21 protein-coding genes are annotated in these 23,114 nt (G+C 44.6%); 5 read left to right on the forward strand and 16 right to left on the reverse strand.

Features of this window, described 5'->3' with window-relative positions; translation table 11 throughout:
• Positions 1-3 precede the first annotated feature (3 nt).
• The 4 genes from PSI22_RS14220 (at position 4) to PSI22_RS14235 (ending at position 3,933) form a co-directional block, all read left to right on the forward strand.
• Positions 4-804 (forward strand): DUF4123 domain-containing protein, encoded by an 801-nt coding sequence (locus PSI22_RS14220; RefSeq protein ID WP_273580312.1) that lies wholly within the window; start codon positions 4-6, stop codon positions 802-804.
• On the forward strand, positions 804-2,732 hold the full coding sequence (locus PSI22_RS14225; RefSeq protein ID WP_273580313.1) for a lipase family protein: 1,929 nt from the start codon (positions 804-806) through the stop codon (positions 2,730-2,732). The genes PSI22_RS14220 and PSI22_RS14225 overlap by 1 nt, the downstream gene beginning before the upstream one ends.
• Positions 2,733-2,754: 22 nt before the next feature.
• Positions 2,755-3,549, forward strand: coding sequence for a hypothetical protein (locus tag PSI22_RS14230; RefSeq protein ID WP_273580314.1), 795 nt, complete (start codon positions 2,755-2,757; stop codon positions 3,547-3,549).
• A 120-nt stretch (positions 3,550-3,669) separates the two neighbouring features.
• Positions 3,670-3,933, forward strand: a complete 264-nt coding sequence (locus PSI22_RS14235; RefSeq protein ID WP_099116254.1) for a PAAR domain-containing protein — start codon at positions 3,670-3,672, stop codon at positions 3,931-3,933.
• Between the two features lie 452 nt (positions 3,934-4,385).
• Here the strand turns inward: PSI22_RS14235 and PSI22_RS14240 are convergent, their stop codons facing one another.
• Positions 4,386-7,160, reverse strand: a complete 2,775-nt coding sequence (locus PSI22_RS14240) for a DUF927 domain-containing protein (protein ID WP_273580315.1) — start codon at positions 7,158-7,160, stop codon at positions 4,386-4,388.
• A gap of 135 nt (positions 7,161-7,295) precedes the next feature.
• Between PSI22_RS14240 and PSI22_RS14245 the strand changes: the two genes are divergently transcribed.
• Positions 7,296-7,469 carry a hypothetical protein gene (locus PSI22_RS14245; RefSeq protein ID WP_169926620.1) on the forward strand — a complete coding sequence of 58 codons (174 nt, stop codon included), beginning with the start codon at positions 7,296-7,298 and terminating at the stop codon, positions 7,467-7,469.
• Positions 7,470-7,613: 144 nt separating this feature from the next.
• Here PSI22_RS14245 and PSI22_RS14250 read toward each other — a convergent pair whose 3' ends face one another.
• From PSI22_RS14250 to PSI22_RS14320, 15 genes are all read right to left on the reverse strand, one after another.
• Positions 7,614-7,820 (reverse strand): helix-turn-helix transcriptional regulator, encoded by a 207-nt coding sequence (locus PSI22_RS14250; protein WP_273580316.1) that lies wholly within the window; start codon positions 7,818-7,820, stop codon positions 7,614-7,616.
• A 1,025-nt stretch (positions 7,821-8,845) separates the two neighbouring features.
• The gene (locus tag PSI22_RS14255; protein ID WP_273580317.1) at positions 8,846-11,113 is read right to left on the reverse strand and encodes an AAA family ATPase; all 2,268 of its coding nucleotides are present in this window, start codon (positions 11,111-11,113) and stop codon (positions 8,846-8,848) included.
• Positions 11,114-11,432: 319 nt separating this feature from the next.
• On the reverse strand, positions 11,433-12,695 hold the full coding sequence (locus PSI22_RS14260) for a tyrosine-type recombinase/integrase (protein WP_273580318.1): 1,263 nt from the start codon (positions 12,693-12,695) through the stop codon (positions 11,433-11,435).
• Between the two features lie 509 nt (positions 12,696-13,204).
• Entirely contained in the window at positions 13,205-13,588 is a 384-nt protein-coding gene (locus PSI22_RS14265) for a tail fiber assembly protein (RefSeq protein WP_273580319.1), read from the reverse strand.
• Positions 13,588-14,880 carry a tail fiber protein gene (locus PSI22_RS14270; protein WP_273580320.1) on the reverse strand — a complete coding sequence of 431 codons (1,293 nt, stop codon included), beginning with the start codon at positions 14,878-14,880 and terminating at the stop codon, positions 13,588-13,590. Before PSI22_RS14270 ends, PSI22_RS14265 begins: the two co-directional genes overlap by 1 nt.
• Positions 14,881-14,887: 7 nt before the next feature.
• Positions 14,888-15,541: a DUF2612 domain-containing protein gene (locus PSI22_RS14275; protein ID WP_273580321.1), complete on the reverse strand. Its 654-nt coding sequence runs from the start codon at positions 15,539-15,541 to the stop codon at positions 14,888-14,890.
• Complete coding sequence (locus PSI22_RS14280) at positions 15,538-16,725, reverse strand: baseplate J/gp47 family protein (protein WP_273580322.1); 1,188 nt, start codon at positions 16,723-16,725, stop codon at positions 15,538-15,540. Before PSI22_RS14280 ends, PSI22_RS14275 begins: the two co-directional genes overlap by 4 nt.
• 3 nt (positions 16,726-16,728) lie before the next feature.
• Positions 16,729-17,076 carry a contractile injection system sheath initiator gene (locus tag PSI22_RS14285; protein WP_273580323.1) on the reverse strand — a complete coding sequence of 116 codons (348 nt, stop codon included), beginning with the start codon at positions 17,074-17,076 and terminating at the stop codon, positions 16,729-16,731.
• A complete protein-coding gene (locus tag PSI22_RS14290; protein WP_273580324.1) occupies positions 17,076-17,831 on the reverse strand; it encodes a Gp138 family membrane-puncturing spike protein in 756 nt (251 codons plus the stop codon). The genes PSI22_RS14285 and PSI22_RS14290 overlap by 1 nt, the downstream gene beginning before the upstream one ends.
• Positions 17,828-18,772, reverse strand: coding sequence for a phage protein (locus PSI22_RS14295; protein ID WP_273580325.1), 945 nt, complete (start codon positions 18,770-18,772; stop codon positions 17,828-17,830). Before PSI22_RS14295 ends, PSI22_RS14290 begins: the two co-directional genes overlap by 4 nt.
• A 51-nt stretch (positions 18,773-18,823) precedes the next feature.
• A complete protein-coding gene (locus PSI22_RS14300) occupies positions 18,824-19,819 on the reverse strand; it encodes a hypothetical protein (protein ID WP_273580326.1) in 996 nt (331 codons plus the stop codon).
• A 25-nt stretch (positions 19,820-19,844) separates the two neighbouring features.
• On the reverse strand, positions 19,845-20,144 hold the full coding sequence (locus PSI22_RS14305) for a phage baseplate plug family protein (protein ID WP_273580327.1): 300 nt from the start codon (positions 20,142-20,144) through the stop codon (positions 19,845-19,847).
• Positions 20,141-20,764 (reverse strand): phage baseplate protein, encoded by a 624-nt coding sequence (locus PSI22_RS14310; protein WP_273580328.1) that lies wholly within the window; start codon positions 20,762-20,764, stop codon positions 20,141-20,143. Before PSI22_RS14310 ends, PSI22_RS14305 begins: the two co-directional genes overlap by 4 nt.
• Positions 20,764-22,959, reverse strand: coding sequence for a lytic transglycosylase (locus tag PSI22_RS14315; protein WP_273580329.1), 2,196 nt, complete (start codon positions 22,957-22,959; stop codon positions 20,764-20,766). The genes PSI22_RS14310 and PSI22_RS14315 overlap by 1 nt, the downstream gene beginning before the upstream one ends.
• Positions 22,949-23,095, reverse strand: coding sequence for a DUF6889 family protein (locus tag PSI22_RS14320; protein ID WP_230580775.1), 147 nt, complete (start codon positions 23,093-23,095; stop codon positions 22,949-22,951). Before PSI22_RS14320 ends, PSI22_RS14315 begins: the two co-directional genes overlap by 11 nt.
• Positions 23,096-23,114: the final 19 nt, after the last annotated feature.

A 23,114-nucleotide genomic window follows, 5' to 3' on the forward strand; every position in this document is an offset into this window, starting at 1 on the left:
ATAATGACGGAAGAAACGATGACAGAAACTACAACAAGCTGGCAGGCATGGCTGAATAAGCCCAATGATGCTCCGGTATTCTTTATCCTCAATTCGCTGGCAACACCCAATCCGGTGGAACATTTTTACCTGAATGACTGGGTGGAGGCAGCGTTTCCGCTATACAGTGGTACGCCGATGCAAAAGATGCTGAAACAAAGCCCGTGGCTGGTACAAGCCAAGTTCAGCCAGTTATTCCAGATAGGAGAGATGCTGGATAGTCACGCACTCAGTGATAACAGTTGGGGCTGGGCGTACCGCAGCACTATGTCGTGGCAGAAGCAGCTTGTTCACTGGCAACACCGCCAGTTAGTGATGATGAATGGCGAACAGGTGCTGTTTCGCATCATGGACGCCCGCGTTTTCGGTGCGATGGTGCCCGCTTTCACGGTCAGCGACTGGTCTCTGATGTTATCACCGGTGACAGAACTGATGATCGACACACCACAGCCGATGTGGTTTTGCCGTCCCGAAGCCTGTGGTGAAGGTAACAGTAAAATCCCGTTTACTCTGGGAGAACACCTGCTGACAGTCTGGCTGCGATCCTCTTACGGCCTGAAAGTGTTAAGCAGTTCACTTTATGATGATTTATGGGAAAACCACGGTGAGATGGCGAAACAACTGGATCAACCTGTGGGTAGTCTGGAACTACGAATAGAACAGTGGTTGCAGCAAAGAATTGAAGCGGGCCAATACGTTGAGAAAATCTCTGGTCAGGATTATCTGTTGGCGATGGTACAAGAAAAAGAACAGGAGAAAGATTGATGAGTAATGAAAATTCGATTTATTGTCATGATTGTCAGGCTATGTTAAAGAACAAAATAGAAATTCAGCTTGTCGATGAACATAATAAACCCATAGCCAATATGCCCTATACATTAAAAAATAGAAAAATCACGCGTAAAGGAACAACAGACGGAAATGGTATGATCCGGGAAGAACAATTATTGGCTTCTCCTTTACGTTTATTTCTTAGTGGGCAAGAACTTGCCGATGAAATGGAAAAACGCCCACTCAGACTGAAGCGTAACAGTGAATACACGCGCTCTCCTGAAGCCATGAAAGCTATTTCCCTCGTTTTTAAAGAGAGTCAGGAATCAGGTCGCCAATATCGTTATGCAAAAATTGGAGAATTAGTTGATAAATTTCCAGTTATTGAAAAATGGAAAGGAGAAAAGCCTCTTCCAAGTTACCATTTTCCTGATAGTGAACCACGAGGTCTTGAAGTTTATCCATCATATGTCGGTGAATATCGCTATGTTATTGAAGTGTGTCCATTTAGGGCATGGTCTTTGTTGTTGCATCATCAAAAAGATTATTCACTGGTTAATGCCTATAATCTCTCACTCATGAGCATATTAACCTATTCTAACGATGATGAAAGCTATCTCGGTTCAGTAACTCACTTTTTTAGTAAACAGCTACTTGATTTGTCACGCTCACCTTATCGGATCAACGACCAGTCTTTTTCCCCTATTGTTTATGATGTCCCATTTAGCGAACGTTATACAGAAATAGTATTCGTTGATTCAAAAAAACAAACAATTCCTAAAGGAGATACTCAACTTTTTTATGTGGTAAATAAGAAAGAAATTATCATTGGATGGCGTGGTACTGAAAGTGGAACAGATGCTATAACAGATTTAACATTCCAGCCACTAGAGCTAGGCTGTACTCCCAAAGGAATATGTAGTGGTTTTATCGAAAATGGGAAAATACATAAAGGTTTTTGGGAAGGTTTTCATCTTATAAATCAATCAAAGGTTCTACAGCTTGATAAGACAATAGGTATATTTGATCATATTATTAAATTAGTGAAGGGAAGAAAATTATTTGTCTGTGGCCATAGTTTAGGTGGTGCGCTTGCTTTAATTCATAGCGCACAACTAAAAGCACATAATCCTTGCCTTTATACTTACGGTATGCCACGTACATTCACCCAAATGGCGGTTCAAGAGCTTGCTGATATTACTCACTACCGCCATGTCAATGAAAATGATACTGTTCCTTCTGTACCCTTCAACAAGGATATGGATAATATTGCATTTCAAATAGGCGCTACTCCTTCTGGCATCTTAATTGAATTATTCGATAGCCCTATTGCGGAAGAAGCCTCAAAATGGTATCCATCGATTTTGGCAGGAAGACTTGTTGCAAAAGGTTTTAAATTATTTAGCAAAAATGATGATCCTTTTTTACACCATGGCAAGTTAGTTTATTTTTATGTTTCGTCTTATTTAGAATCAAAACCTAAACTGTACTTACTACCATCACTAAATGAAAAAACTCAAAAAGACACTGTCGAATTTATCGAGCAACAAGCACAGTCGAAGACAGATCAGTTTAGGCAGCAAGAAATAAGTTCTTTATACCCATATAATAATGAAAACTCTATTGATAAAGGAGGATTAGGAGCTCTAGATCATAGTAGTACCTTATACTCAAAGTATATTGATCAAAGATTAAGGGAATTATGTTCCCTTCCCCTAGATAAAAAAACTCAAAGGCCTCATGAAGATTTATCATTTTTAGAAAGTGAACCAACCTCCATTCGGGCAATGTTGGATAGAAAAAAGATTAGAAAACACTATTTTTTAATGGAGATAGATAATCAGCTAGCAAGTACGCTAGAAGTTACTCGAAATGATAAAATAGGCTTAGTAGCCTTGCAACGTTATTTTGAAAAACGATAAAAAATGATGAGGGCTCATAGAAATGGCAATAAAATTTATGCCACTAACATTATTACCGCTAACTCTATGTTTGACAGGGTGTGACTTTTTATCGAGTATGATCTCTGAATCTTGGCATTCTTATAGAAATAATGCTAACCCATTCTTTCCACCCCGGGAAAATAAATGGATAACGGTTGAAGGCATTGCTCCACCAAATACCAAACCGAGCTTAAGAGGAGGTTATACCTCAGTTAAATGTCTTTCTGCTCATCATACCGCGGGTGGTACTCTTTATCATGAACCTAATCATCATTGGAACAAATTTAATATCTTAGTTGATCCAAAGACAGGTTACTTTAAGGAGAAAATACCTTCATATGGAGGTGGATGGTGTCAATGGAGAATCGATACTATTACAATATCTCTTTCGTATATAAATGTTGAACATATAATGAAAAAAGCTATTCCCTACACTGGAACTGGTATAAAGGTGTTTATTAATGGAGCAAAAAAACCTGAAAGTATGAAGGAAATGCTAAATACGATTGATTATCGACCAACCATTTACCCTTTTTTAAGAAAAGATTACGATATTCCTAACCAAATAGGTTTGTATGGTAAATCTGGTGGGTTAACATATTTTGGGTTAAGGCTCATAGATGGAAGCGAGTGGAAAATCACTTATAAACCTATTTTAGATGAAACTAAAATGCCCAAGATCATTATTCCTGCTGGTGACGAACCGTCCAGAGTTGAATATCCAGATGGTAAGGTTGATTCGGATAGGGATTCCATTGATTATTGGAAAATAAATAATACATCACAATGGGAATAGTTATAAATATTTATTAAAACCACCTCAAGATCAGAACCTCCTATGATTTATTTAGAGTTACTGATCTGGTGGCTGATATCAATCATTGATAACCGAATGTTTCAGGTATAAGGTTAAAATATGGCAAACAAAGCCGTTATTTTATTAAACGACACAACCGATCACGGTGGTAAAGTAATTACTGCTGTGGGTGGTTATACTTACAAAGGTATTCCCGTTGCCGGAGAAACGGATTTAGTCGAATGTCCTAAATGCGAGGGAGTTTTTCCTATTGTCGAAGGCAGTGAGAATTTAAAGAATAATGGGAAAGCTATTGCAGTAGAGGGAATGCACACAGAGTGTGGCGCTAAACTGATTTCCAGTCAGAAAGAGTTTCTCGCTTAATAGAACCACACTGACGCGCTGCGCTTGTCTTCTCCGAGCTACCGGGCTAATACATTAACCCGGTAACTCGGAGAGCTGAAAAAACATAACCGTTATTATCGATTATCTTTATATAACTGCACAGATTTTCACGGGATAACGGGGTAAATGACATATTTATTATATATTTCATTGCGTTACTCTATCCCATATTATCCCAGTCTATCCCGCGACATGGCGTTACCATTTTAAAATCATTTAAATTCAATTAATTACAACCTACCAGAGAAAAATATTTTCCGGGATAACCTCCACTGTCACAATATCGCTTTATTTGTAATCACTCTACGTTACGGGATAGAGCGGGATAACACGGTATATTTTAAATAAATGTAACTAACTGATATTTATTAAAATAAATCTCTCTTATCCCAATATCCCGTTATCCCAACGTTTTTTTCTCCTACGTGAGGTTAATCTTCGTCCCTGAAAATCAGCACCACAAACCGCCCCTGAGTACCATTCACCGAAATGGTTTTGCTGATAAAACGGTCTTTCTCCGCTTTAACCAACATTCCGGCCTCTTCTAAGGCTTCAAAGCCGGATTTCTTCTGTAATCCCTGCAATATCTCTGCTTCAAATACACTGGGAATAATGTGATATTCCGCCTGTCCATCATGACGGCGGTTATGCACCAGATATCCGGCAAGATCGCTAATTCTCATGGCGTGTGAGGTATCAATATCACCGTTTGGCCTGCCGTAGGTATAAGGCTGGAAGCGTGACAGCCCGTATTTCTGGATAAAGTCACGAGTTCGCGCTATTACCTGATATTTTTCCCGATTTCCGATACCAAAATCGGCTAACCAGTCATCGAAACTTTGTTTTATCGCGGCGTGACTCGCTTCTTTACTCCAGCCAGTGATATGGGTTGCCAGCTCTCCAACGGCATCCAGTAACGCGAAACGAACGGCAACGCGCTTGACTTGGGCTGAGGCTTCTTCTGGCAGGCCATCAAGCCATTCTTTTTCTTTACGAGCGGTCATGTCGATTGCTTGCTCCTGATTCTCAGACAACCACTGAATCCATGCCCGACCCACTGCACCACAATAGCGTTTGGATTCACGTTTGATGGCTCTTGCGTGGAAATCGCCGTCTTCATAGCCATTGAAACATTCCGTATCAATAAAGGGCACACTGAGCAGCCTGACAAGCTGCCCGGCTTTTGGGGTGATCCCGCCTTTTATCAGAAACGTTTCTAAATCTTCTTCGCCTGTCGAAAGGGCAGCAATCTTCCAGCGGATCACTGCACGGTTTCCACCTTCCCGTTTTCCCTGAATTTTACCGACACCGTTAAACAAACTGTAGGCACTGTTAGCGACTTCTTTCGGGTTCGAACTTTGCCCGATTTCGTCAATGGGCATGAAACCATCATTACGGGCGGCGGCTTCGTTGTTTAAACCGTGGTTAGTACCATGCCATGATAACTTCAATTCTTCGGGATCACCGTATAAGCTGCTGGCCGCCTCAACGGTGGTGGTTTTCCCTGCGGAGGATTGGGCGAATAAATGCACACCGAAGCAGCTCCCGCCTGTCAGTGAATTAAGTGGGGCAGACAATCCCACCAGTACGCCCAGCATCATTGAGCGGTTGCCTTGCAGTAATGATGCAACGTGTGTTTTCCACTGTTCGGCGCTTCCCCTGACCACATAACCGGCAATGGCAGATGTGCCGCCACTGAACGCGACAGGCATATAGGGCTGACCGATAATCTCACCGTCCGGCATCACATAAGCCCCACAATGCCAGCCTGCTTTTTGTGTCACAACCCATTCACGGCGATCGCCGCTGCGTTGCAGATGTTCAGCCAAAACAGGCAACAGACTGTTTTTTACGGTGATGTTCATTCCTCGTGAACGTAATCTAGCCCAACCAACCGGCATCCCGATTTCACGGCGGGGAAGTGCCTCAACAATACATTTTCCTGTGCCTTCCTGACGTAGCTTAATAATGAGATAACCTTCGCTGCCATCATTGCCAATGCCAACGATTTCCATGTAATCGCTCAGCCATTTTTCAACTTCGACGATTTCGCCACCTTGTTCTTTCGGTTCAACCCAGTAAATTCCATTCTTGCGGATATCGATATGAGGTTTTAGCGGATCGTATTCTTTCTCTTGGTATTCATCTGAATGAGTGGTTACAGAGTTTGGCACTGCTACATTCCCTGCCGCCTGATATAACCCATTACTGAATGCTTGCTTTGCGGCCTCAATACCATGTTGCTGACGATAATCATCCCAATCAGCTTTGTATTCCGTTGGTGGCAACGTAACCCAACCATTCACTGCAAGGGCTGCTTTTTCTGCTGAAATCTTGCCGATATTTACCTTTGGTCTGCCGTTCTTATCCAGTTCGTCGGGATGATGCCAGTCATTATCTGCTGCCAGAATAATTTTCGTGCCCGGCCAACGTTCCCTAATGGCTTTAGCGACATAGAGCAAATTGCCAGCATCCAGCGCCGCCAGAACAGTGCCTTTATAGAGTTGGCTAACCGTCAGTGCCGTGGCATAACCCTCGGTAATGATTACCGTGTCGGGATTTTTTTCCAGTTCTGATACAGTAATAAACGCGCCTTTCTTCCGGCTGCCAGACAGTAATTTTTTCTCACCGTCAGGTTTAATGATCTGTGCACCAGTGACCTTTTTATCTAACGCTGTCAGTGCCAATAATAGGGAACCATCTTCCAGTAAACGCTGATTATGGTGTTGTAGTCCCTTTGTCGCCAGATAGGGAGATGGCCCAGCAATAGTTTGAGCCATCAGTGCCGCGACTCTGTCGGCAATCGGCTGTACTGGATAAGTGATTTCTTTGGCTGGTTTGGATTCTGGCAAAGGTAATGCCAGTACGTTAGCAACAATCTTAGCAGCCTCAAGAACTGAGATACGGTTGGTTTTCGCTACTAAATCCAATCCATCTCCGTAGTTCGGAAGATCACACTGGCGACAGTGCCAGTTGCCGTGATGGTGGTCATCAATAAAGTGAAAACGATCGGTGCCGCCGCAGACAGGGCAAGCGCTATGTTTACCCTTTGCTGGGATCTCAATGCCACAAGCAGGCAACAAATTTTCCCAATAGTACATAGCGGATTGCTTCACGGTTTGGATAAATTCGAGCGGTTTTTGTTCGCCTGTTTTATCCAAAGATGTAAATTTAAGGCGAGTTTGGTTATGCTGTGTATCAGCCATTATCGTTACTCCTAATAACGGTTATTGGTCAGACGCCCTGTAAGTGTTGCGAGCACTACGGGGCGTTGTTTTATTTGATAATCAGAATTAAAATGGTCATTACCATGTAATTTAAAATAACTTTGGATAATTACCATGTCAACACAAAAAGAAAAACGATCTCCCCAATACCAAATGAGATTGACGGAAGAATTCAGACAACAACTTGAAGAGCAAGCAAAAGCCGATGGTGATGCTTCTCTTGCTACATGGATCAAGCGCATACTCCGTAAAGAACTCCAATCACGCAGCATTGAACCCAAAGGTTGAACCAACCGATAGTTCATCAGGAGGATAGCTCCCATGTCGCTATCCTTTTTTCGTTTAAATAACAATTGCAAGATTTATATATCTCTTAATGGGTGGATTGCCTGCACTGTGAATTAATGCACCAAAACTCAGGTCAGTACGTTATCAGGTACGAGACTCAGCAATCCGCTGATCTACCCAGCCATCAATTTCTGATTCAACAAAAGCAACTGAACGAGAGCCGATTTTGACTTGTTTCGGGAACTTATCTTCTTTAATCAGCCTGTAGATCCATGCCTTGCTGTAGCCCGTTCTGCGCTGAACTTCTGGCAGGCGAATAAGACTTTCTTTAGATGTTGTCATTGTTGGCATGTATACCCCCTGTTATCGAGTCCTTGAAATGCCTTGGTAGACGTTATTTGATGACAGAGGATTATTTAAAAATTCCGTTTAATTGAAAGCGTAAACTCTTTATGCAATTCGTAAAATTAAATGCGGCGGTATTGACTGTATGAAAAACAGTCCTGCGTGCCACGGGCACAGAAGATTAAAAAGCAATCATATGTATAATGAATGCTTTTTATTAATGAATTGAAAAATAAGGGAATATATTATTTATGCAGAGCGTGGAGCTTTAATTATTTATTTTTTGTATAACAAATAGTCTTTGTTGTCTTGGGCAACAAAGTTTAAAAAAACATCTTTTGCGTAAATTTCAATCAAAAGAAAGGTAAAATAAATTATTGACAAGATCAGAATATAAAATATCACCATATGATGCTTATTATACTATGGCGGATTTATCCATTACTCTATCTGGCAGTATTCTGTAGAGAAGGTACGGCTAAAGCTGAAAGTCGGCGAGGAGCAGAATTTACGTTATGTAAATGAAGGAAATGTCATACCCTGATAGATATATTTCCGCTTTTTACTTCCGATGGGATGGTCGTAATAAACTAATGAGCCTTTGCAACTAATTATTTTTATTTGGATTTTACGCATGATAGGCCCTATATTTTGCGGGCGATCAAAATTCCTACTGTTTTTGCTAAAGCCAAATCCATTCAGATCCAAATTTCGCCATGACATGCCATCAAATATAGTTGCATCAATAAATGGCGTTCTACCAGCCCCGGATGAATTGCTACATCACCAATATTCGCAAGGGGTATCTTCGAAGGATGAACAGTTCCAGAGAGTACAAGTTGAGTAGTGGGAGGCATTTGCAACAGATCCTTTTATGTTGTTAACTCTAATGTTTATTTGACGGAGAAACTTGTGTTCAAAGCATATCTTCTCGCATTTGCGGGTTCATTATCATGAACCATACTCTACTTATTATTAAGATTCGATTAATTGGATGTACAAGTGTTATGAAATTAGCGGAGGTAAGTACATCATGTTGCTCCCAATTCAGACCCTACAACCGTATCTTCAGCACCAGAGTGATCATGCAGCTCTTCGATGGTAGCTCCTGTCATCATGTTGTAGTGACCGATTTGACCTGCTTTATCGAAGATGCTTTGAAATACACGAAGATATGCTTCATTGGTTCGCTCACCATGGTTGATATACAGGTCGTCATGAATTGAGTGAGAGCCATCGTTGACCCAAGAAAATAGAGATTGGCAAAGCAACTTGTCACGCCCTTCGAAGAGTGTACAGATTTCATCTTTACTCATTCCACCCCACATGGTGAAGTAGTTTTCCAATATACGGCGTAATGTATTTTGCAGGCTAACACTGGAAATGTTTTCTGGTTTCACGTTTTCCCATAGAAGTTCATAGGCTGAACGGATTGGATTAGTTTCATAACGCTCAACAACTGAGCCATGCTGTAGCTTTTTTACCATCCAGAAACTTTCCTCATTGAGTACGCTACCGGTTGGTTTGCTCTTATTGAAGCTGATCTCTTTGTGAAAATAGACGTTATGAGTCAGTATAAATACCTGTTTGATCGAAGAACTCTGTCTTTTTGTCTCTTCCATCACATTTTTAATAAGACTGCTAACGATATAAAGAATATCGCTGTCTAACGAAGATATGGGATCGTCAAACACGATTACTCGATTTGTTGTAATGCCTGAGGGGGCTTGAGACCCTTTGATGAGGTAGTAAAAGTACAAAAAGGTGATAAATGTTTTTTCGCCTTCACTCAGTGAACTGCCTGCATCTACACCGTTTGCACGAATTATCCGATAGTGACAGCCTTCGTCGGCCTCAGCGATAGAAAAGGAATGGAAACCGAATTTCTGTAGTAGATCGTTGATTGCTGAAATAGTTGGTTGAATGGATGTAGTTTGTTTTTCCAGCTCTTTTACTTGATTTTGTAGATCTTGAAGCCGTATGTTCTCTTCCCGCAGGCTTTTCTCCATGCCCTGAATGGTTTTTGTCAGACGATCCTTAGCTTGATGATATTGCTGCAAGTCGTCCGTTAATTCATTTAATACATAACGCCAGACTTGAGAAGTTAACGTCGGCTTCTCCGTTTGAATATTAGCTATAGTTTGATTATGACGGATTGTCGCTTCATTGGCTTCTATCACTAAGGACTGCAACGTTGTGAGCAAGGGTTGAACTGATTCCAGCTCCATTTTTCGGCTTGGTTCATCAAGTTTGTTTACCAATTTGGATTGATTGACTTTTAGTCGTTCAACAAGCGTTTGGGCTTCTGCATTAAACAGACCTATGTTTAGGAACGGGTTATTAATTTCCACGTTACGCTGTATAGCAGCTGTCAACCGATCGCCTGCCTTATGGTAGTTCGTTTTCAACTCCTTTAGCGATTGTATGTCGTTATCATAGGCTTCGCTAAAGAATGCCGCGAGATTATTGGAGAAATGATCATCCGTTGGCTGTTGGCAGAAAGGGCATGTCCCTTGGTTCTGCTCGTGATACTTACGACCTTGTTTTACCCAATCACTGTTACCCAGAAGGTTGATAAGAGCTGCAATTTCAATGTCCTGGCTCCCGACAATCACTTTTTGCAGTAATAGATTTCCCTCAATGATGACAAGATCATCGGCTAACAAATTTTCAAGCAGTGTGGTACGTTCAATGCTATCTGAAAAAATAGTCTGTGCTTTTTGTTTCAGCTCTTCCAGCATTAGTAATTCAGCCGTATTCGATACCTGCTCAGCTAACACCTTTGCTTTAAAATTCTCGGCGTTGTTTCGTAGCTTACTGAATGCAGGTTGAAAATAGGCGTCATGTAGTTGTTTCTGCTTCCAGCATTTTTCACGCAGTGCATGTTCGAGGTCTTCGAGGTCTTTTCTTTTACCGGTGTGTTCATACGAACCATCTAATTGGATATTAAGGCTTGATATTCGGTCACTTACTTTAGCTATTTCAGACTTTAAACGAGTGATTTCGCGCTCAGCTTCAATCTGATTTTCACCCAAGGTAAAAACACCCTGTAGAGGACCGTCCTGATTAAAGTTTCGATCAACGAAATCCCTGTTATATACCATCCGCTCAAGCTCTATGCCGCCTTGCCATTGAAGTTGGCAATGCTCATGGCCATGTGCTTGAGCAATTACACGACTAATGGTCGTCTTACCGGTACCGTTCGCACCAAAAATATAATTGATGCGGCGGAGATCAGCGAGTCTTGCTGGAATCTGGTAGGTAGCTAGCGGTGAACTGATTTTGATTTCGTCGATCATGTCTTCTCCTCAGAATTAGCCTGAAAAGGCTTTTTTTCTGATCGATAAGAAATTGTTGCTGGTAGCCTCGTTGTCTTCGCACTAGTTTTCAATCAACGTTGCTACCTTTTCTGAAATAACTTCGTATTCCTTTTGCTCATTGATAGGTACAATAGGAATCGGCATTACCTTGATCATTAAAATGTATTAATCCATCTATTATCAGATTAAAGATGAATTAATACAACTATGGGTTGTATAAAAAGCAGACTTTGTTGGTAGTGCCAACAAAGTCTAAAAAATCATCTTTTATTCAGTATATTAGAAGTATTAATAAATGTTACTTCCGGCGTTTCTTAGCAAAATCATACGGCGTGATATGTTTTTCGCGGTTGGCATCCAGATAATCGGCCCACCATTGCACCATCAGTCGCCGTTCATCCAGATGTTTAGAGGTGTGAATATAGGCGGCTCTGACGTTTTTTCTTTCCACATGGCTTAACTGGCGTTCGATGGCGTCATCGTTCCATAATCCTGATTCTCCCATTGCACCACGTGCCATTGTTCGGAACCCATGCCCGCAAACATCGGTTTTGGTGTCGTATCCCATGCCACGAAGGGCATTATTAACCGTGCTTTCACTCATGACCTTTTGTGGATCGTGATCGTTAGGGAACATGACTTCACAATCACCGCTCAGCTCGCGTAATGATTTGAACAAAACGACAGCCTGGCGACTCAACGGCACAATATGCTCCGTCTTCATTTTCATGCCTCGTTCGGAAAACTTAACGCCTTCAATGGTTTTTCTTGTAGCCGGGATTTTCCAGACTGCATTTTCAATGTCGAGTTCTTCCCAACGCGCAAATCTCAATTCACTGGAACGGACGAACGTTAATAAAGTCAGTTCCACCGCGATACGGGTGATTAGGCGTCCACGATAGCGAGAAAGTCGGCTCAAAAATTCAGGTAAACGTTCGTGGGGCAGGGCGGGGTGATGTTTAGATTTAACAGTAGAAAGTGCGCCAGCCATATCATTAGCTGGGTTGAATTCAAGGATATCATTTTGGACGGCATAACGCATGATGGAAGTGATACGTTGCTGTAATCGCTGGGCAATATCATGTTTTCCATCAGCATCAACGGTTTTGATCGGCGCTAAAAGTTGGCTTGTCCGTAAAGTGGAAATATCAAGCCTGCCAATATGCGGGAATATATAATGTTCAAGGCTGCGTAGAATGCGGTTGCCGTGATCTTCACTCCAACGTTTATTGCTGGCGTGCCAGTCACGGGCAACTTTTTCAAAGGTATGTTTTCCTTTTGTCCCAGCATGTGCGTCTTTTTTCTCGGCTTTGGGATCAATACCCTGAGCAATTAGCTTTTTTGCTTCATCTCGTTTGGCGCGAGCATCGGCTAAAGAGATCATTGGATAGACACCAAAAGCCAGTCGGTCTTCTTTCTTATCGGTAGGGCGGCGATACTTCATACGCCAGTATTTAGAGCCGCGTGATGTGATCTCCAGATAGAGTCCGCCACCATCAGCGAGTTTGTAGGTTTTTTCTTTGGGTTTTGCTGCTTCGATTTGCCGTGCGTTTAGTTTCATTTTTTAGGGGCATATTTAAAAATAGAAGTGTAGGTGCCCCAGATTATGCCCCGTGGTGCATATTGATTGCAATGGACTAAAGTAGACCTAAAAAGAAAAGACCTGATTGATTTATCAGGTCTTTCTAGGAGTTAGTTTACTAGTGTAGACGTTAGTAAACTTATATTTGGTGCCCAGAGCGGGACTTGAACCCGCACAGCCATAAAGCCGAGGGATTTTAAAACATGAGTTATATCTCAATTTATCAATCACTTAGTTAACATTTTCACTATATAAGCTGTTTTTACAGACCAATTAATTCAAAAGGTTACAGATAAGAAAAAGGCAATATCGTGAAGAAAAACAGAAGGGACTATAAGTCCCTTAGCATAATAAAGTCAGTATCCTACCTTCCAACATCCGCCCACACCGACCCCAACATCTGCCCACAATTTCCCCAATCCACCCAACTACCCGCTAATCTCCCCTATTGACTATTGAATGAAGATAGGGGCGCGCAGCCCCCGTATTCACTTCGGCTGTTCCGGCCATTTGACATCGGGTGCGGTAGTACAATCCACCCGATTGAGTAGCACCCGGTATTTACGCCATTCGGTTAGTGCGGATTTCTCGGCATCGGTGGCGATATTCAAATCGACTGCATCTTGGCAGATATCAATTTTCTCTTTGGCCGCCCTCAGCAAATATCGTTTCTCATGCTCTGCATTCTGCTGTAGCTGCTCTGGTGTGGGTGGGGGATTGAGGATGGCACCAGCCTCTTTTTTACTGATCGCGTTCCAATTCTCCCGGATTTCATATCTCCACGTGTCTTTATTCATCGGCATGATATCAATGCAAAAAACATTATTATCAGCATCTTTGAAAAACTTTTGGTCAATAATTTCTGTGTTCATTAGCGCAGCTCCATCCATTTAGTGATGACGGCCCATTCTGCCGATGACCCCCATCCCCCCTGGACACGATATGTTTCTCCCGGTGGAACTATTGCAGACAGCGAAATCACCTCATCGGTAGAAGTCCAGCGATACGCCACACGGAACCCACTAACAGTGATATCAATACTGAACGCCTGTGATGTCCCCGTTCCGTTTGACTCAATGTAAACAACGATAGGTTTATCCGTCGAGTTTTTATAAGACGACCTATTTTCGCGGATTGATGTCACATCGGTCCAGTTCTGACCGATACCCAGCAACTGTTGAACGGTCGCCATTTCCCCCGATTTTTTTGGGGCATCAAAAGACCGGATCGTTTTATTATCCGCCGTCCTTTCATAAATAGTGAAAGGGCTTTCACTATTTGGTGGATTTGGCGTCAGCAGAATGAATGAGCCATCTGTTCTGACCCATTTTACTGGTGAATAGTCATGCGATGATTTCACAATCAATTCACCGCATGTAATTGACTCATTGGATTTTTTCAGCGCATAACGGTCATTCGCTTCTTTAATCGAATAGGCGCCAACCACTGCCGCTGTCGGCGGGAACGCCTCGCTGTACGCCCGCGACCATCGCCCATCTTTATGGCGATCGTGCAGTGTGGTAGCCCCAACCCACCCTTTGGCTTCAATATCGTTGTCAGCATAAACCTTCCCTGTAATTTGTCCGCCTGTTTTCGGATAGGCATTTTCCGCTAAATCTACCGTTCCCGTTAAACCGAGGTTTTCTACAAATTTCGGCTTGTTCGGAATGTCTGCGCCGTTCTGGTTTTTCTCCAGACGAGAATTAGCATTGGTATTCGCATTGGCCGCATTGGTGATAGCGTTTCCGGCATTCTGATTTGCGGTATTAGCCAGATCATATGTTGCCTTCACTGCTCTTGGTGTCGCAGCATCCATCTCACTGTTACTGTTAGTGGCATTGCTCAGTTTGGCAATACCTGCCGTAGTCTGAGATGCTACAGGGATATTAGCGCCTACCGTTGCCCTCAATGCATTTAGCAGCCCGGCTCGCAACGCTGCCGTGTTACCATCATCAAGCACGTCTTGATTGTTGGTTTCCGCGATAAACTGAGCAACGACACTCGCAATCACTGATGCCTGCCGCCAAACCTTATTCAATTCCTGCGACTTAGCCACCCCTGAACTAAACCCGTTAGTCCGTGCGGCCAGTTTGCCGTACTCCTCGTTTGGTACTACATTCGCCCCGTCTGCGATGCCGAACGGGAGAAATTCATTTTTTGCCATAATATCCTCACAGTTTTACAGCCCAGCCGCCTGTACCAAAACCGGCGACAAATTCATTATTGATATCAAAGCCAAACAGCCCATTGCGGGCAGAATTGATATAGTTGTTAACCCGAACCGCCTCAGGTTTGACGTTCAGATAGCCTTGCCTGATCACGGCCTTAATCACCTCAGGAACGACACCCCCGGTTAAAAATACATCCATCGTCATGTCCTGATTATCGATAAACAATATTTTGGTATTACTGTCCGGCAAGATTTGCTGATAAATGGCCTCCAGCATTTCGCTGGTTCCATCCCAGTGGTTAGCCTGAATTTTTACCCTCAGCAACGTGCGATAGGTTTCGTCGTCCAGTTCCGTAAATCCGGTGTCACTGTCAAAGCGACGCCGCCAACTCCCCCGATCGAAACCGATTTCTTCCATGTCCAGCGAGAAATACACGCCAACAATAGGTACCCGCACGTAGCGCGACAGCCCAATCCATTCCCCGACGGCATCCAATTGCACACCGACCCCGTGGTCGATGGAAAATTCAGTATTCAGGGTCTGGGCAACTGTGGCGATGTCTGAGAGCGTGCGGGTGATGAGGTCAATGTGGTTAACAAATTTAGGTGCTGGGCGATGCTGGGCGGTAATGAGTTTCAGATAGTCCCGCCTCATGTCACCACCACATTAATGTTGTCAATGTTACAAACGGGTGCCTCGTTAAAGGCGATTTTTAAATTGGACTCCGCCAGTGCATGTACTGATCGGCCAATTCTCAATGTGTTAATGTCGTAGGTCTTCCCTTCCTCATCGCCGGGCAAGTTGGCAGGGGAATAGAGCCGTGCCAGATAAACGTTATCGCCAATAACAATAGTGTTAATGTACTGAGCTATCGCCGCTTTGATCCTGTCCCCCACCAGCGTGGTGTAGCCCTCAAACGCCGTGATGTTCAATTCGACATAAACTGACACGTCAACGGGGCGCGAGAACCGGACTGGCGTTGACAATCCATAATGATTGCGAACATTAATCGTTGTGTCGCCAAACGTCCCTGAGCCGGGCGTTTTTTTCAGGGCAATAGTTTTAGCGATTTCAGTCGCGTCCCCGCCATCGACGATCATGGCAACCGAGTGCGGCGGAATACCGTTGATGTCAGTTTTATGGGTATCATTCTCAAACCCGCGTAAACGAACAACGCCCGGTATCAAACTGATTGCGCCGTGCATGCCATCAAGTACCGTTCGTGATGGCAGTGCGACCGATTTATGTTGGCGTATGCGTAATGCGCCGTCCGGTTCAATGGGTGCGCCCGCCGTGGCGCTATGCGAATTAGTGACACTCTGCCAGCCCCGTGTCGGGGTGCCGATGATATAAATGTCGCCCGGTGCGGCGGTGATCGCCCCCAGTTTTTGACAGGTCGCCGTGACGGTTACTGTACCCTGCGTACCTATCGTAACGGTATCGGGCAACGTCCACGGATGGTTGTTCCGGTCACGCACGAGACCGTTTTTAACCACCGTGCCGACCTGACCCACTAGGGTGACATCGGCCGTCGAGCGGGTGGCTGCATGGCGTGACAATCCGTTAATGGCGACGTTATTAGAGAGTGCAGCCCCGCTGGATGTACGCGGGCTGTAGGTATTATAGGACTCAATGACTATGTTATTGGCGTCATGAAGTGCCAGTGCATAAATAGCGATCATCTGACCGTCTTTACTGTCCGGCTCCAGATAAGCATCTTCGCCGTAAATCTGACGAAAATACCCGGTGAGCCGTTCCAGTATTGTCGGGTAATCAGGCGCAGTGATGCCGCTCGCGGTGATTTTGGCCGCAAGCCCTAAGGTGTCTAGATTAAGCATAATTTACCGTTCGCTGGTTACTGTGGTTTTGCCGTAGCGGGTGTTAATAGTGGCGGTGATAGTGATCTTTCGGGTGTCGGGATCACGTTTAGCATTGAGTGAGATAATTTCAGTCACCCCCTCAGTACCGAGAATGCGCTCGCGAAGTGCCATTGCACTGGCATAGCTTTTATCTAATACTACCTCTCGATAGGGCGTCCCCTCTGCCGTATCCAGAAACCAATCCCCCCGCCATAAGTTGAGCCGCGTTTTAACGGCCTGTGCGACTGCTTCGGGTGAGTTGGTCAGAAAGGTACTATCACCCTGCCCGAAACTGTAATCGCCGTTGTTGTCCTCTCGTCGGTATCGCATTATTGTGGCTCTCCGGTAATTCCGCCGCCTGTTTCAACGCCGCCATGCTTGTGTTTCATCTGGCTAACGCCACCCGCTATCACATCATTTTTCACATTAATGGGGCCGTTCATTGTCGCCATGCCACCACTGGCACCCATACCCTGTGACAAGTTGCCGTTGATGGTCACATTGCCATTGAGCACAATCTCGGGTGAAGTGATTTCAGTTCCGCTATCCGCCGTTGCGGTCAGCTTGCCGGGAGTTTTGACCGTGATGTTATGACTGCTCGGAGACAGTTCGATGTACGCTGCGCCGTCGTCTGTGCGCAGTTGGGCGGCGCTGGTACTGATACCGCTGATTTTCTTTGCCTGTGACTGAGGCCCCACAATCGCAAACCCATCTGATAAATTATGCTGGCGCGGGTCTACAGGTTCCTGAACGCCGCCGTTCTGCCACCAGTAATCAATGCAACGGTCAGCGAAAATCACCAGACATTCATCACCGGCTTTAACAGGAAATGTCAGCGTTACGCCACCCCCGCGCGGGAAAATGACAGGCACGTCCACCAGCAAGGGGAGCGCGACCGATTCCGTGAGTCCGTCGCTGTTCGTGACTTTCCAGCGTATCGCCGGTTGTGCAGTCACTGTCACCGCATCGGCATTAAATGACTGAATAATACAAGGTAAGGCCACGTATAGCCCGGAACTGATCGCCGCCTGCATGACCAGAAACGGCGTTTCGGGCTGGTTAACTCGTTCATGGTGAGTGATCATTGTTGCCTCACATCTGCCTGTAGTGCTGATTGGTTCAGTAATGTCTGGTCGCTCTTGGCCACACAGATCAATTCCATGTACCACGTGTTTTCACGGGTATCACCGAAATAGTTGACGTTGATAACCACATAGTCGCCGTCGGCGTCAATGGGCGCAGGCATCTCTTTATCACTGTTGCCAGAGGCGATAACCCCCGTAGATTTCCCCGCCATATTAATCGACTTGTTATCCAGACGGATTAAGGTTCCCGGTCTGATTTTAGGATTGATGAGACATTTAACATTGATCCCGCCGCCGATGGTCTGCTCTGGCATCCCAATTAACCCGGTTTTATAGGTCAGTACCACCGCCTCGGTGAGGTAGGTGCGCTTGGGGATAATGTGACATTGCCCGTCTTCATAGCGCCAATCAGCGCCGTTCTGTTTAGCCAGATTAGATAACTCGTCTCTATGCATTCCGAAGAAGACTTTGCCTCGTGGGGCGACGGTCTTTTGGAACTCTGGCCGTAATCCGGCGTGAATCCCGTATTTCTCAATATCCCGCATCAGTAGCCTGTCCACATCTTCCTGCGTGTACCCGGATGATATCGTGATATTGACTACTGCGTCGTTATAGGGCTGGTCGCCGTCTTGTGCCTGTATGACGACATAGGTATCAGTCGGGCTGTCTCGCCCTGTATAGGTGTACTGGATTTGACCGAAAAATATCTGTCCTGAGTTTCCGCGATAGCCTGCTGAGAATTTAATAATCTTATATTCGTTCTTGCGGACTTTCTCCCGTGTCTCATCGTTCAGGTTATAGATTTTGAAAATGCCCGTCGCGGGAAACTTGAAGCTGGGGCGGGTAATATTGAATTTGATTTTCAGCTCGGAAAGATCAATACCTTCACCTTGCTCATCAGCAACAATCAGGCTGCACTCGCGAAGCCATTGTTTTGACATGTTGACCTCGTATAAAAGAAAAAGCCCCGTGATGGGGCTTCTTTCATTAACTTAAAAGCTGATACGACCTGTTTCATTTAGGCTTTTTTGATGAACCCTAGCCATACCTGCCCAGTGAGAGAACATTATACTATCCCCTATAATGGCATTATTAGCAGCCGCCCTCCAAGCAACGTCTGATATGTTAGGATCTCTTGCCGTACCTATCCAATCTTTAACTCCGGCAACTATTGCACTTTTACATGCATTATCTATATTCGCTCTCACATATGCAGACGCTTTTTCGCATGACCTAGCTTGCTTAAGTAACGCACGTGGGTATAAATAAAGGTCTCCAAAGAAAGGTTTCCCATAAATCGTGGGTTTCCTGTATTCCTTAGTTTTATTACCATTCTTATCTCTAATATTATGTTTTTCTAATTTAGCAGCGTTTATTAATGCAAGAGCGGCGTTCACATACTTGTCATTGGTGTACTTAAATTCAAAAGGCTGTGTATCTGGCAGCTTTGAGTTCTCCTCTATTTCCTGCTTTTCCATATCTTCTTGCATCTTCACTAAATCACTAGCAAAATCATGCATCAAAGGTTTGATTTTTTCAGGGTCATAATGCTTAAATTTGAACGTGTTATTGTCGGCTTTATACTCCGCCATGAAGTCGAGATCACCAAATTGCAGCACATCAGCCCCACTAGATGCAAGCGCCCTCAATATACATTCCACATCCTTTAAGCAGTCATCAGTCATGTTAGCTCTCTTAAGCAGATAATACATGCTATAAAATGTGACAGATGATTTCTCGGAAAGCTCTTTGCTGCCATTAATAATATTTACAACGTCCTCCGTCGTCATTGCATTGTTAAGTTTACTCCATGCAAGTATCGATTTTTCTTCTGAATCATAGTGCTTTTTAGCCTCGTTAAAGAATGTAAAAATTGTAACTATTGCCGTTAACGCATTATTATTAATTTCTGGTTTTTTCTCAGGTACTTTAGTTACGGCACAACCTGAGATCGCAAAAAAAATCAAGCAAAAGATAATATTTTTCAATTTATAGCCCTACGTACTAAGTGATTTATTGCACAAAGTATAGCCGCTGGCTGCTACCTAACTCTTCCCTATTTGTCTCATTTTTGAGATCATCGCAATAAAAAACCAACGAACCATTAAAGCCCAAGTAGCTATGCTGTTCCAAAATATCCACGCCGAAAACTAATGGGATGCCTGTCACAATAGGTTCACTATTGGTCTGCATGATATCTAAAATCCACCCCGCGCAATCTCGCCACTGTAGCTGCATCCGGTAGTTAATGCCGCCTAGTTGAATATCAAATTGTTGGTTTCCCGCCTGTAACGGAACCTCGACAATGTTCATTTAAAACGCTCCAACAGTTTCTTACTAATCTCTTTAGCATGTATCATTAGGCTTTTGTTTTCCTTGGGGACAATCGGTGTTTTAGTACCTTTATCAATGGTAGGAGAGGTATCTAAGGGGTATTTCATTCTCTCTGGTGGAACTTTCACACCCTTGACCGTTGCAAGTTCTACAATAATCACTTCGCGTAATGTCAAAGTGACCATAAGCACGTTTTCAGACGTTTTATCGGTCGTCACTTCAATTGCACGGATCAGCATGTTTCTATATCGGCGTTTCCCCGTGATCACATCGAACGGCTCTTTGGAGGCTTTCAGTTTAAGCAGTTGCTCATAAACCTCTTTGGGGCTTTTGCCTAACGTTGCCCCCGTATCGAGATCAAACAGCTTAATTTTCGAAGTATCAAAGCCATCAATCAGCGAGCCACCACCCGCAAAGCCAATTTCCATTGTCACTTCTGACGGTTTGTCATAGGCGTGGTCGCTAATTGAGGCACCGTACTGTACCGGATGCTCGGTAATCTCTGTCGAGTCCATGTGCTTCTCAGAGATCACCACGCTTGGTACTATCATCTCAATCTTTCTCGTATTCTGAGAAAATAACGTCGATAAAATATCCATTAGCTCACCTTCGTTTGTAGACTGCGCACTAATATTGCGTTGGCGCGTTGTACGGATTCACCTGTTAGTACTGCAGCCTCGTGCGGGGAATCAACACCATTCACACTGATGATATAATTTGGTGCAATCGTCGTTTGATTGGGTTGGTTATTGGCTAATAACTCCAACCGCTTAGGCGTGTAACCCGTGTGACTCAGCATGTTGTTGATATTCGCTGTCGCGTTATCAAACATCCGTGGGTCAAAGTTGAAATTGCTGTTTTTAGCCAATGCTTTTGTCGGGGCGGGTGCACCCGCAATTGCAGCCATGATCAAGTTCTTGGAGTAAGGAAGCGGCTTTCCTATCTCATTTTGACTCATAGCGTTCATCAGCGCATACATAACATTATCGTCATTTAAGTCTAAACGGTCATGCCTGCCTACACCCAGTCGCTTCGCTACTCTTTGAATGTACTCTTCGGTGCGGTTATTATCTTTCTTACCGGGAGGTGCCCATTTACTGACAATTAAATCGACGGATTGGCGCTGAACTTTATCAGTTAGCCCATTAAAATAGCGGCGCAACTGCCAAGCGGTGCGTTCTAACCCCTCATAAGCCGTGCCGAATTTAGCGAAACGTTGTTCAGGATGGTCTTCTACTGTTGCCCCTTTTTGTTCGGCAAATTCCATATTTAGAGGGTTATTGTTGCGTTCCCCACGAGTATTGCCGCTTGTCTGGTTATTGTCTTTGGATGGCGCACCCCCTAACCATTCAGGGAACAGGTACTTATTTACCTTGTCGTTTGCCCAATTATATAACCCGAAACCCATGCCGCTTTTCGCACTATCTAAAACGACGCCCCCTGCTTTTTTAAGCGAGGAGAGCGCCCCACTAAAGTCACCGTCAATGACCTGTCTCAGGGCATCAACCAGATAAGTCAAAAAGGTAATGCTGTCCTTAATCGACTTAATCAGGCTATCAAATAAAGCCTTACCCGAGAACCGGCTAAAGTCTATGCCAATCAGCTTTCCAAACTCAGCGATTAGCGGGGACAGTGACTTCCACAGACCCGAAAACGACTTACCCAGTTCCTTAACTGACCCCCATAAACCCGAAAACATATCTTTTAGTTCACCCAGTGCATTGAGCGCATAGTTGATCGCCGGCTCCCATTTGCTCCAATCAATCAGCGACTCACCGCCTTCTTTCCATGTCTGGTAGTCGTCATATAACAGAAACAGCGCTGCCGCCAGTGCCATGATGATGCCGATAGGAGAAGCGAGGAATCCGGCATTCAGCGCCCACCATGCAGCAAGCATGGCACCAAACGTTTTAATCAGGTCTTTACTGCCTTCGTCTAATTTCTTCCACCAGCCGATCAGGTCTTGGATACCTTTCGCTCCGCGATAGACCAATTGACCGAGCATTTCAGACAGGTCTAGGATAGCTTTCACTACCGATATAATGATCTTTTCAATGGTTGGCCAATGTTTCAGTATCAGGCTGGTGAGTTTCTCGATACTGGGCGTCAATACTCGGGCAAGCTCACCGCCGATCTTGTCTTTGGCCGTCCCCATGACCGTTTTCAATTTATAGAACTCAGTCATGAAGGCATTGGCGTTTTTGGCGGCGGCGGTGGGGTTATAGCCCATCGTTTTCATTATCCGCTGATAATCAGACGCATAACCGCCAATCCCCCGACGCATCGCCATCAGGGTATTTTCATCAATGCCGAGGATACTGGCATACTGATTAGCCCGGTAATGTGGCATGGCTGACAGCCGTTCGCCGACCAAGGCCACCAGCGAAGCGGTATCACGCAGCTTGCCGTTGGTATCACGGGTCTGAATACCCATGTTGCGCAGGAAGCCTTCGCCCCCCGGATTATTCCTTAAAAAACTGGCGACACCCTCCAGCGACGAATTAAGCCCTTCGACACTGCCGCCCGCCTGATGCATCGCATAGCCAAGGGCTTTTATCTGCTCGGCTGTAGCGCCTGTACGTTGTGCCTGCCAGTACAATTTATCCAGTCCACTGGCAACCTGCGCCGTAAAGCCCACAACCGCCAGCGCTGCACCTTCCACGGCGGCACCTAATTTAAGAACGTTGCCGGTGACGCCTGCCAGTATCGCGCTAAATTTCTTCTCACCCGCGCCATCCACCTCAAAACCCAGTGAGATCAAAAAGTCGCGGATAGTCTCTGCATTATTGCTCATCTTTCCACCGTGCTATCAAGGCTTCGTTTTCGGCGTCTACGTCCAAGGTGTCATTCATCAGGGCGATATCGGCCAGATCGACATCGCCATTCTTTAATGACTCGAATTTGCACATACCGTTACGTACCGGGCGCATCAGGTAATAGCGCCCGTGA

Source organism: Xenorhabdus aichiensis (assembly GCF_028598775.1).
In the GTDB taxonomy this organism is placed as follows: domain Bacteria; phylum Pseudomonadota; class Gammaproteobacteria; order Enterobacterales; family Enterobacteriaceae; genus Xenorhabdus; species Xenorhabdus bovienii.

Excerpts from the sequence above, each read along its gene's own strand:
- PSI22_RS14240 (WP_273580315.1), bottom strand. The coding sequence starts at position 7,160 with ATGGCTGATACACAGCATAACCAAACTCGCCTTAAATTTACATCTTTG.
- PSI22_RS14295 (WP_273580325.1), bottom strand. The coding sequence starts at position 18,772 with ATGTCAAAACAATGGCTTCGCGAGTGCAGCCTGATTGTTGCTGATGAG.
- PSI22_RS14310 (WP_273580328.1), bottom strand. The coding sequence starts at position 20,764 with ATGGATATTTTATCGACGTTATTTTCTCAGAATACGAGAAAGATTGAG.
- PSI22_RS14270 (WP_273580320.1), bottom strand. The coding sequence starts at position 14,880 with ATGGCAAAAAATGAATTTCTCCCGTTCGGCATCGCAGACGGGGCGAAT.
- PSI22_RS14220 (WP_273580312.1), top strand. The coding sequence starts at position 4 with ATGACGGAAGAAACGATGACAGAAACTACAACAAGCTGGCAGGCATGG.
- PSI22_RS14315 (WP_273580329.1), bottom strand. The coding sequence starts at position 22,959 with ATGAGCAATAATGCAGAGACTATCCGCGACTTTTTGATCTCACTGGGT.
- PSI22_RS14230 (WP_273580314.1), top strand. The coding sequence starts at position 2,755 with ATGGCAATAAAATTTATGCCACTAACATTATTACCGCTAACTCTATGT.
- PSI22_RS14265 (WP_273580319.1), bottom strand. The coding sequence starts at position 13,588 with ATGAACACAGAAATTATTGACCAAAAGTTTTTCAAAGATGCTGATAAT.
- PSI22_RS14225 (WP_273580313.1), top strand. The coding sequence starts at position 804 with ATGAGTAATGAAAATTCGATTTATTGTCATGATTGTCAGGCTATGTTA.
- PSI22_RS14250 (WP_273580316.1), bottom strand. The coding sequence starts at position 7,820 with ATGCCAACAATGACAACATCTAAAGAAAGTCTTATTCGCCTGCCAGAA.
- PSI22_RS14275 (WP_273580321.1), bottom strand. The coding sequence starts at position 15,541 with ATGAGGCGGGACTATCTGAAACTCATTACCGCCCAGCATCGCCCAGCA.
- PSI22_RS14255 (WP_273580317.1), bottom strand. The coding sequence starts at position 11,113 with ATGATCGACGAAATCAAAATCAGTTCACCGCTAGCTACCTACCAGATT.
- PSI22_RS14245 (WP_169926620.1), top strand. The coding sequence starts at position 7,296 with ATGTCAACACAAAAAGAAAAACGATCTCCCCAATACCAAATGAGATTG.
- PSI22_RS14280 (WP_273580322.1), bottom strand. The coding sequence starts at position 16,725 with ATGCTTAATCTAGACACCTTAGGGCTTGCGGCCAAAATCACCGCGAGC.
- PSI22_RS14235 (WP_099116254.1), top strand. The coding sequence starts at position 3,670 with ATGGCAAACAAAGCCGTTATTTTATTAAACGACACAACCGATCACGGT.
- PSI22_RS14290 (WP_273580324.1), bottom strand. The coding sequence starts at position 17,831 with ATGATCACTCACCATGAACGAGTTAACCAGCCCGAAACGCCGTTTCTG.
- PSI22_RS14305 (WP_273580327.1), bottom strand. The coding sequence starts at position 20,144 with ATGAACATTGTCGAGGTTCCGTTACAGGCGGGAAACCAACAATTTGAT.
- PSI22_RS14285 (WP_273580323.1), bottom strand. The coding sequence starts at position 17,076 with ATGCGATACCGACGAGAGGACAACAACGGCGATTACAGTTTCGGGCAG.
- PSI22_RS14260 (WP_273580318.1), bottom strand. The coding sequence starts at position 12,695 with ATGAAACTAAACGCACGGCAAATCGAAGCAGCAAAACCCAAAGAAAAA.
- PSI22_RS14320 (WP_230580775.1), bottom strand. The coding sequence starts at position 23,095 with ATGCGCCCGGTACGTAACGGTATGTGCAAATTCGAGTCATTAAAGAAT.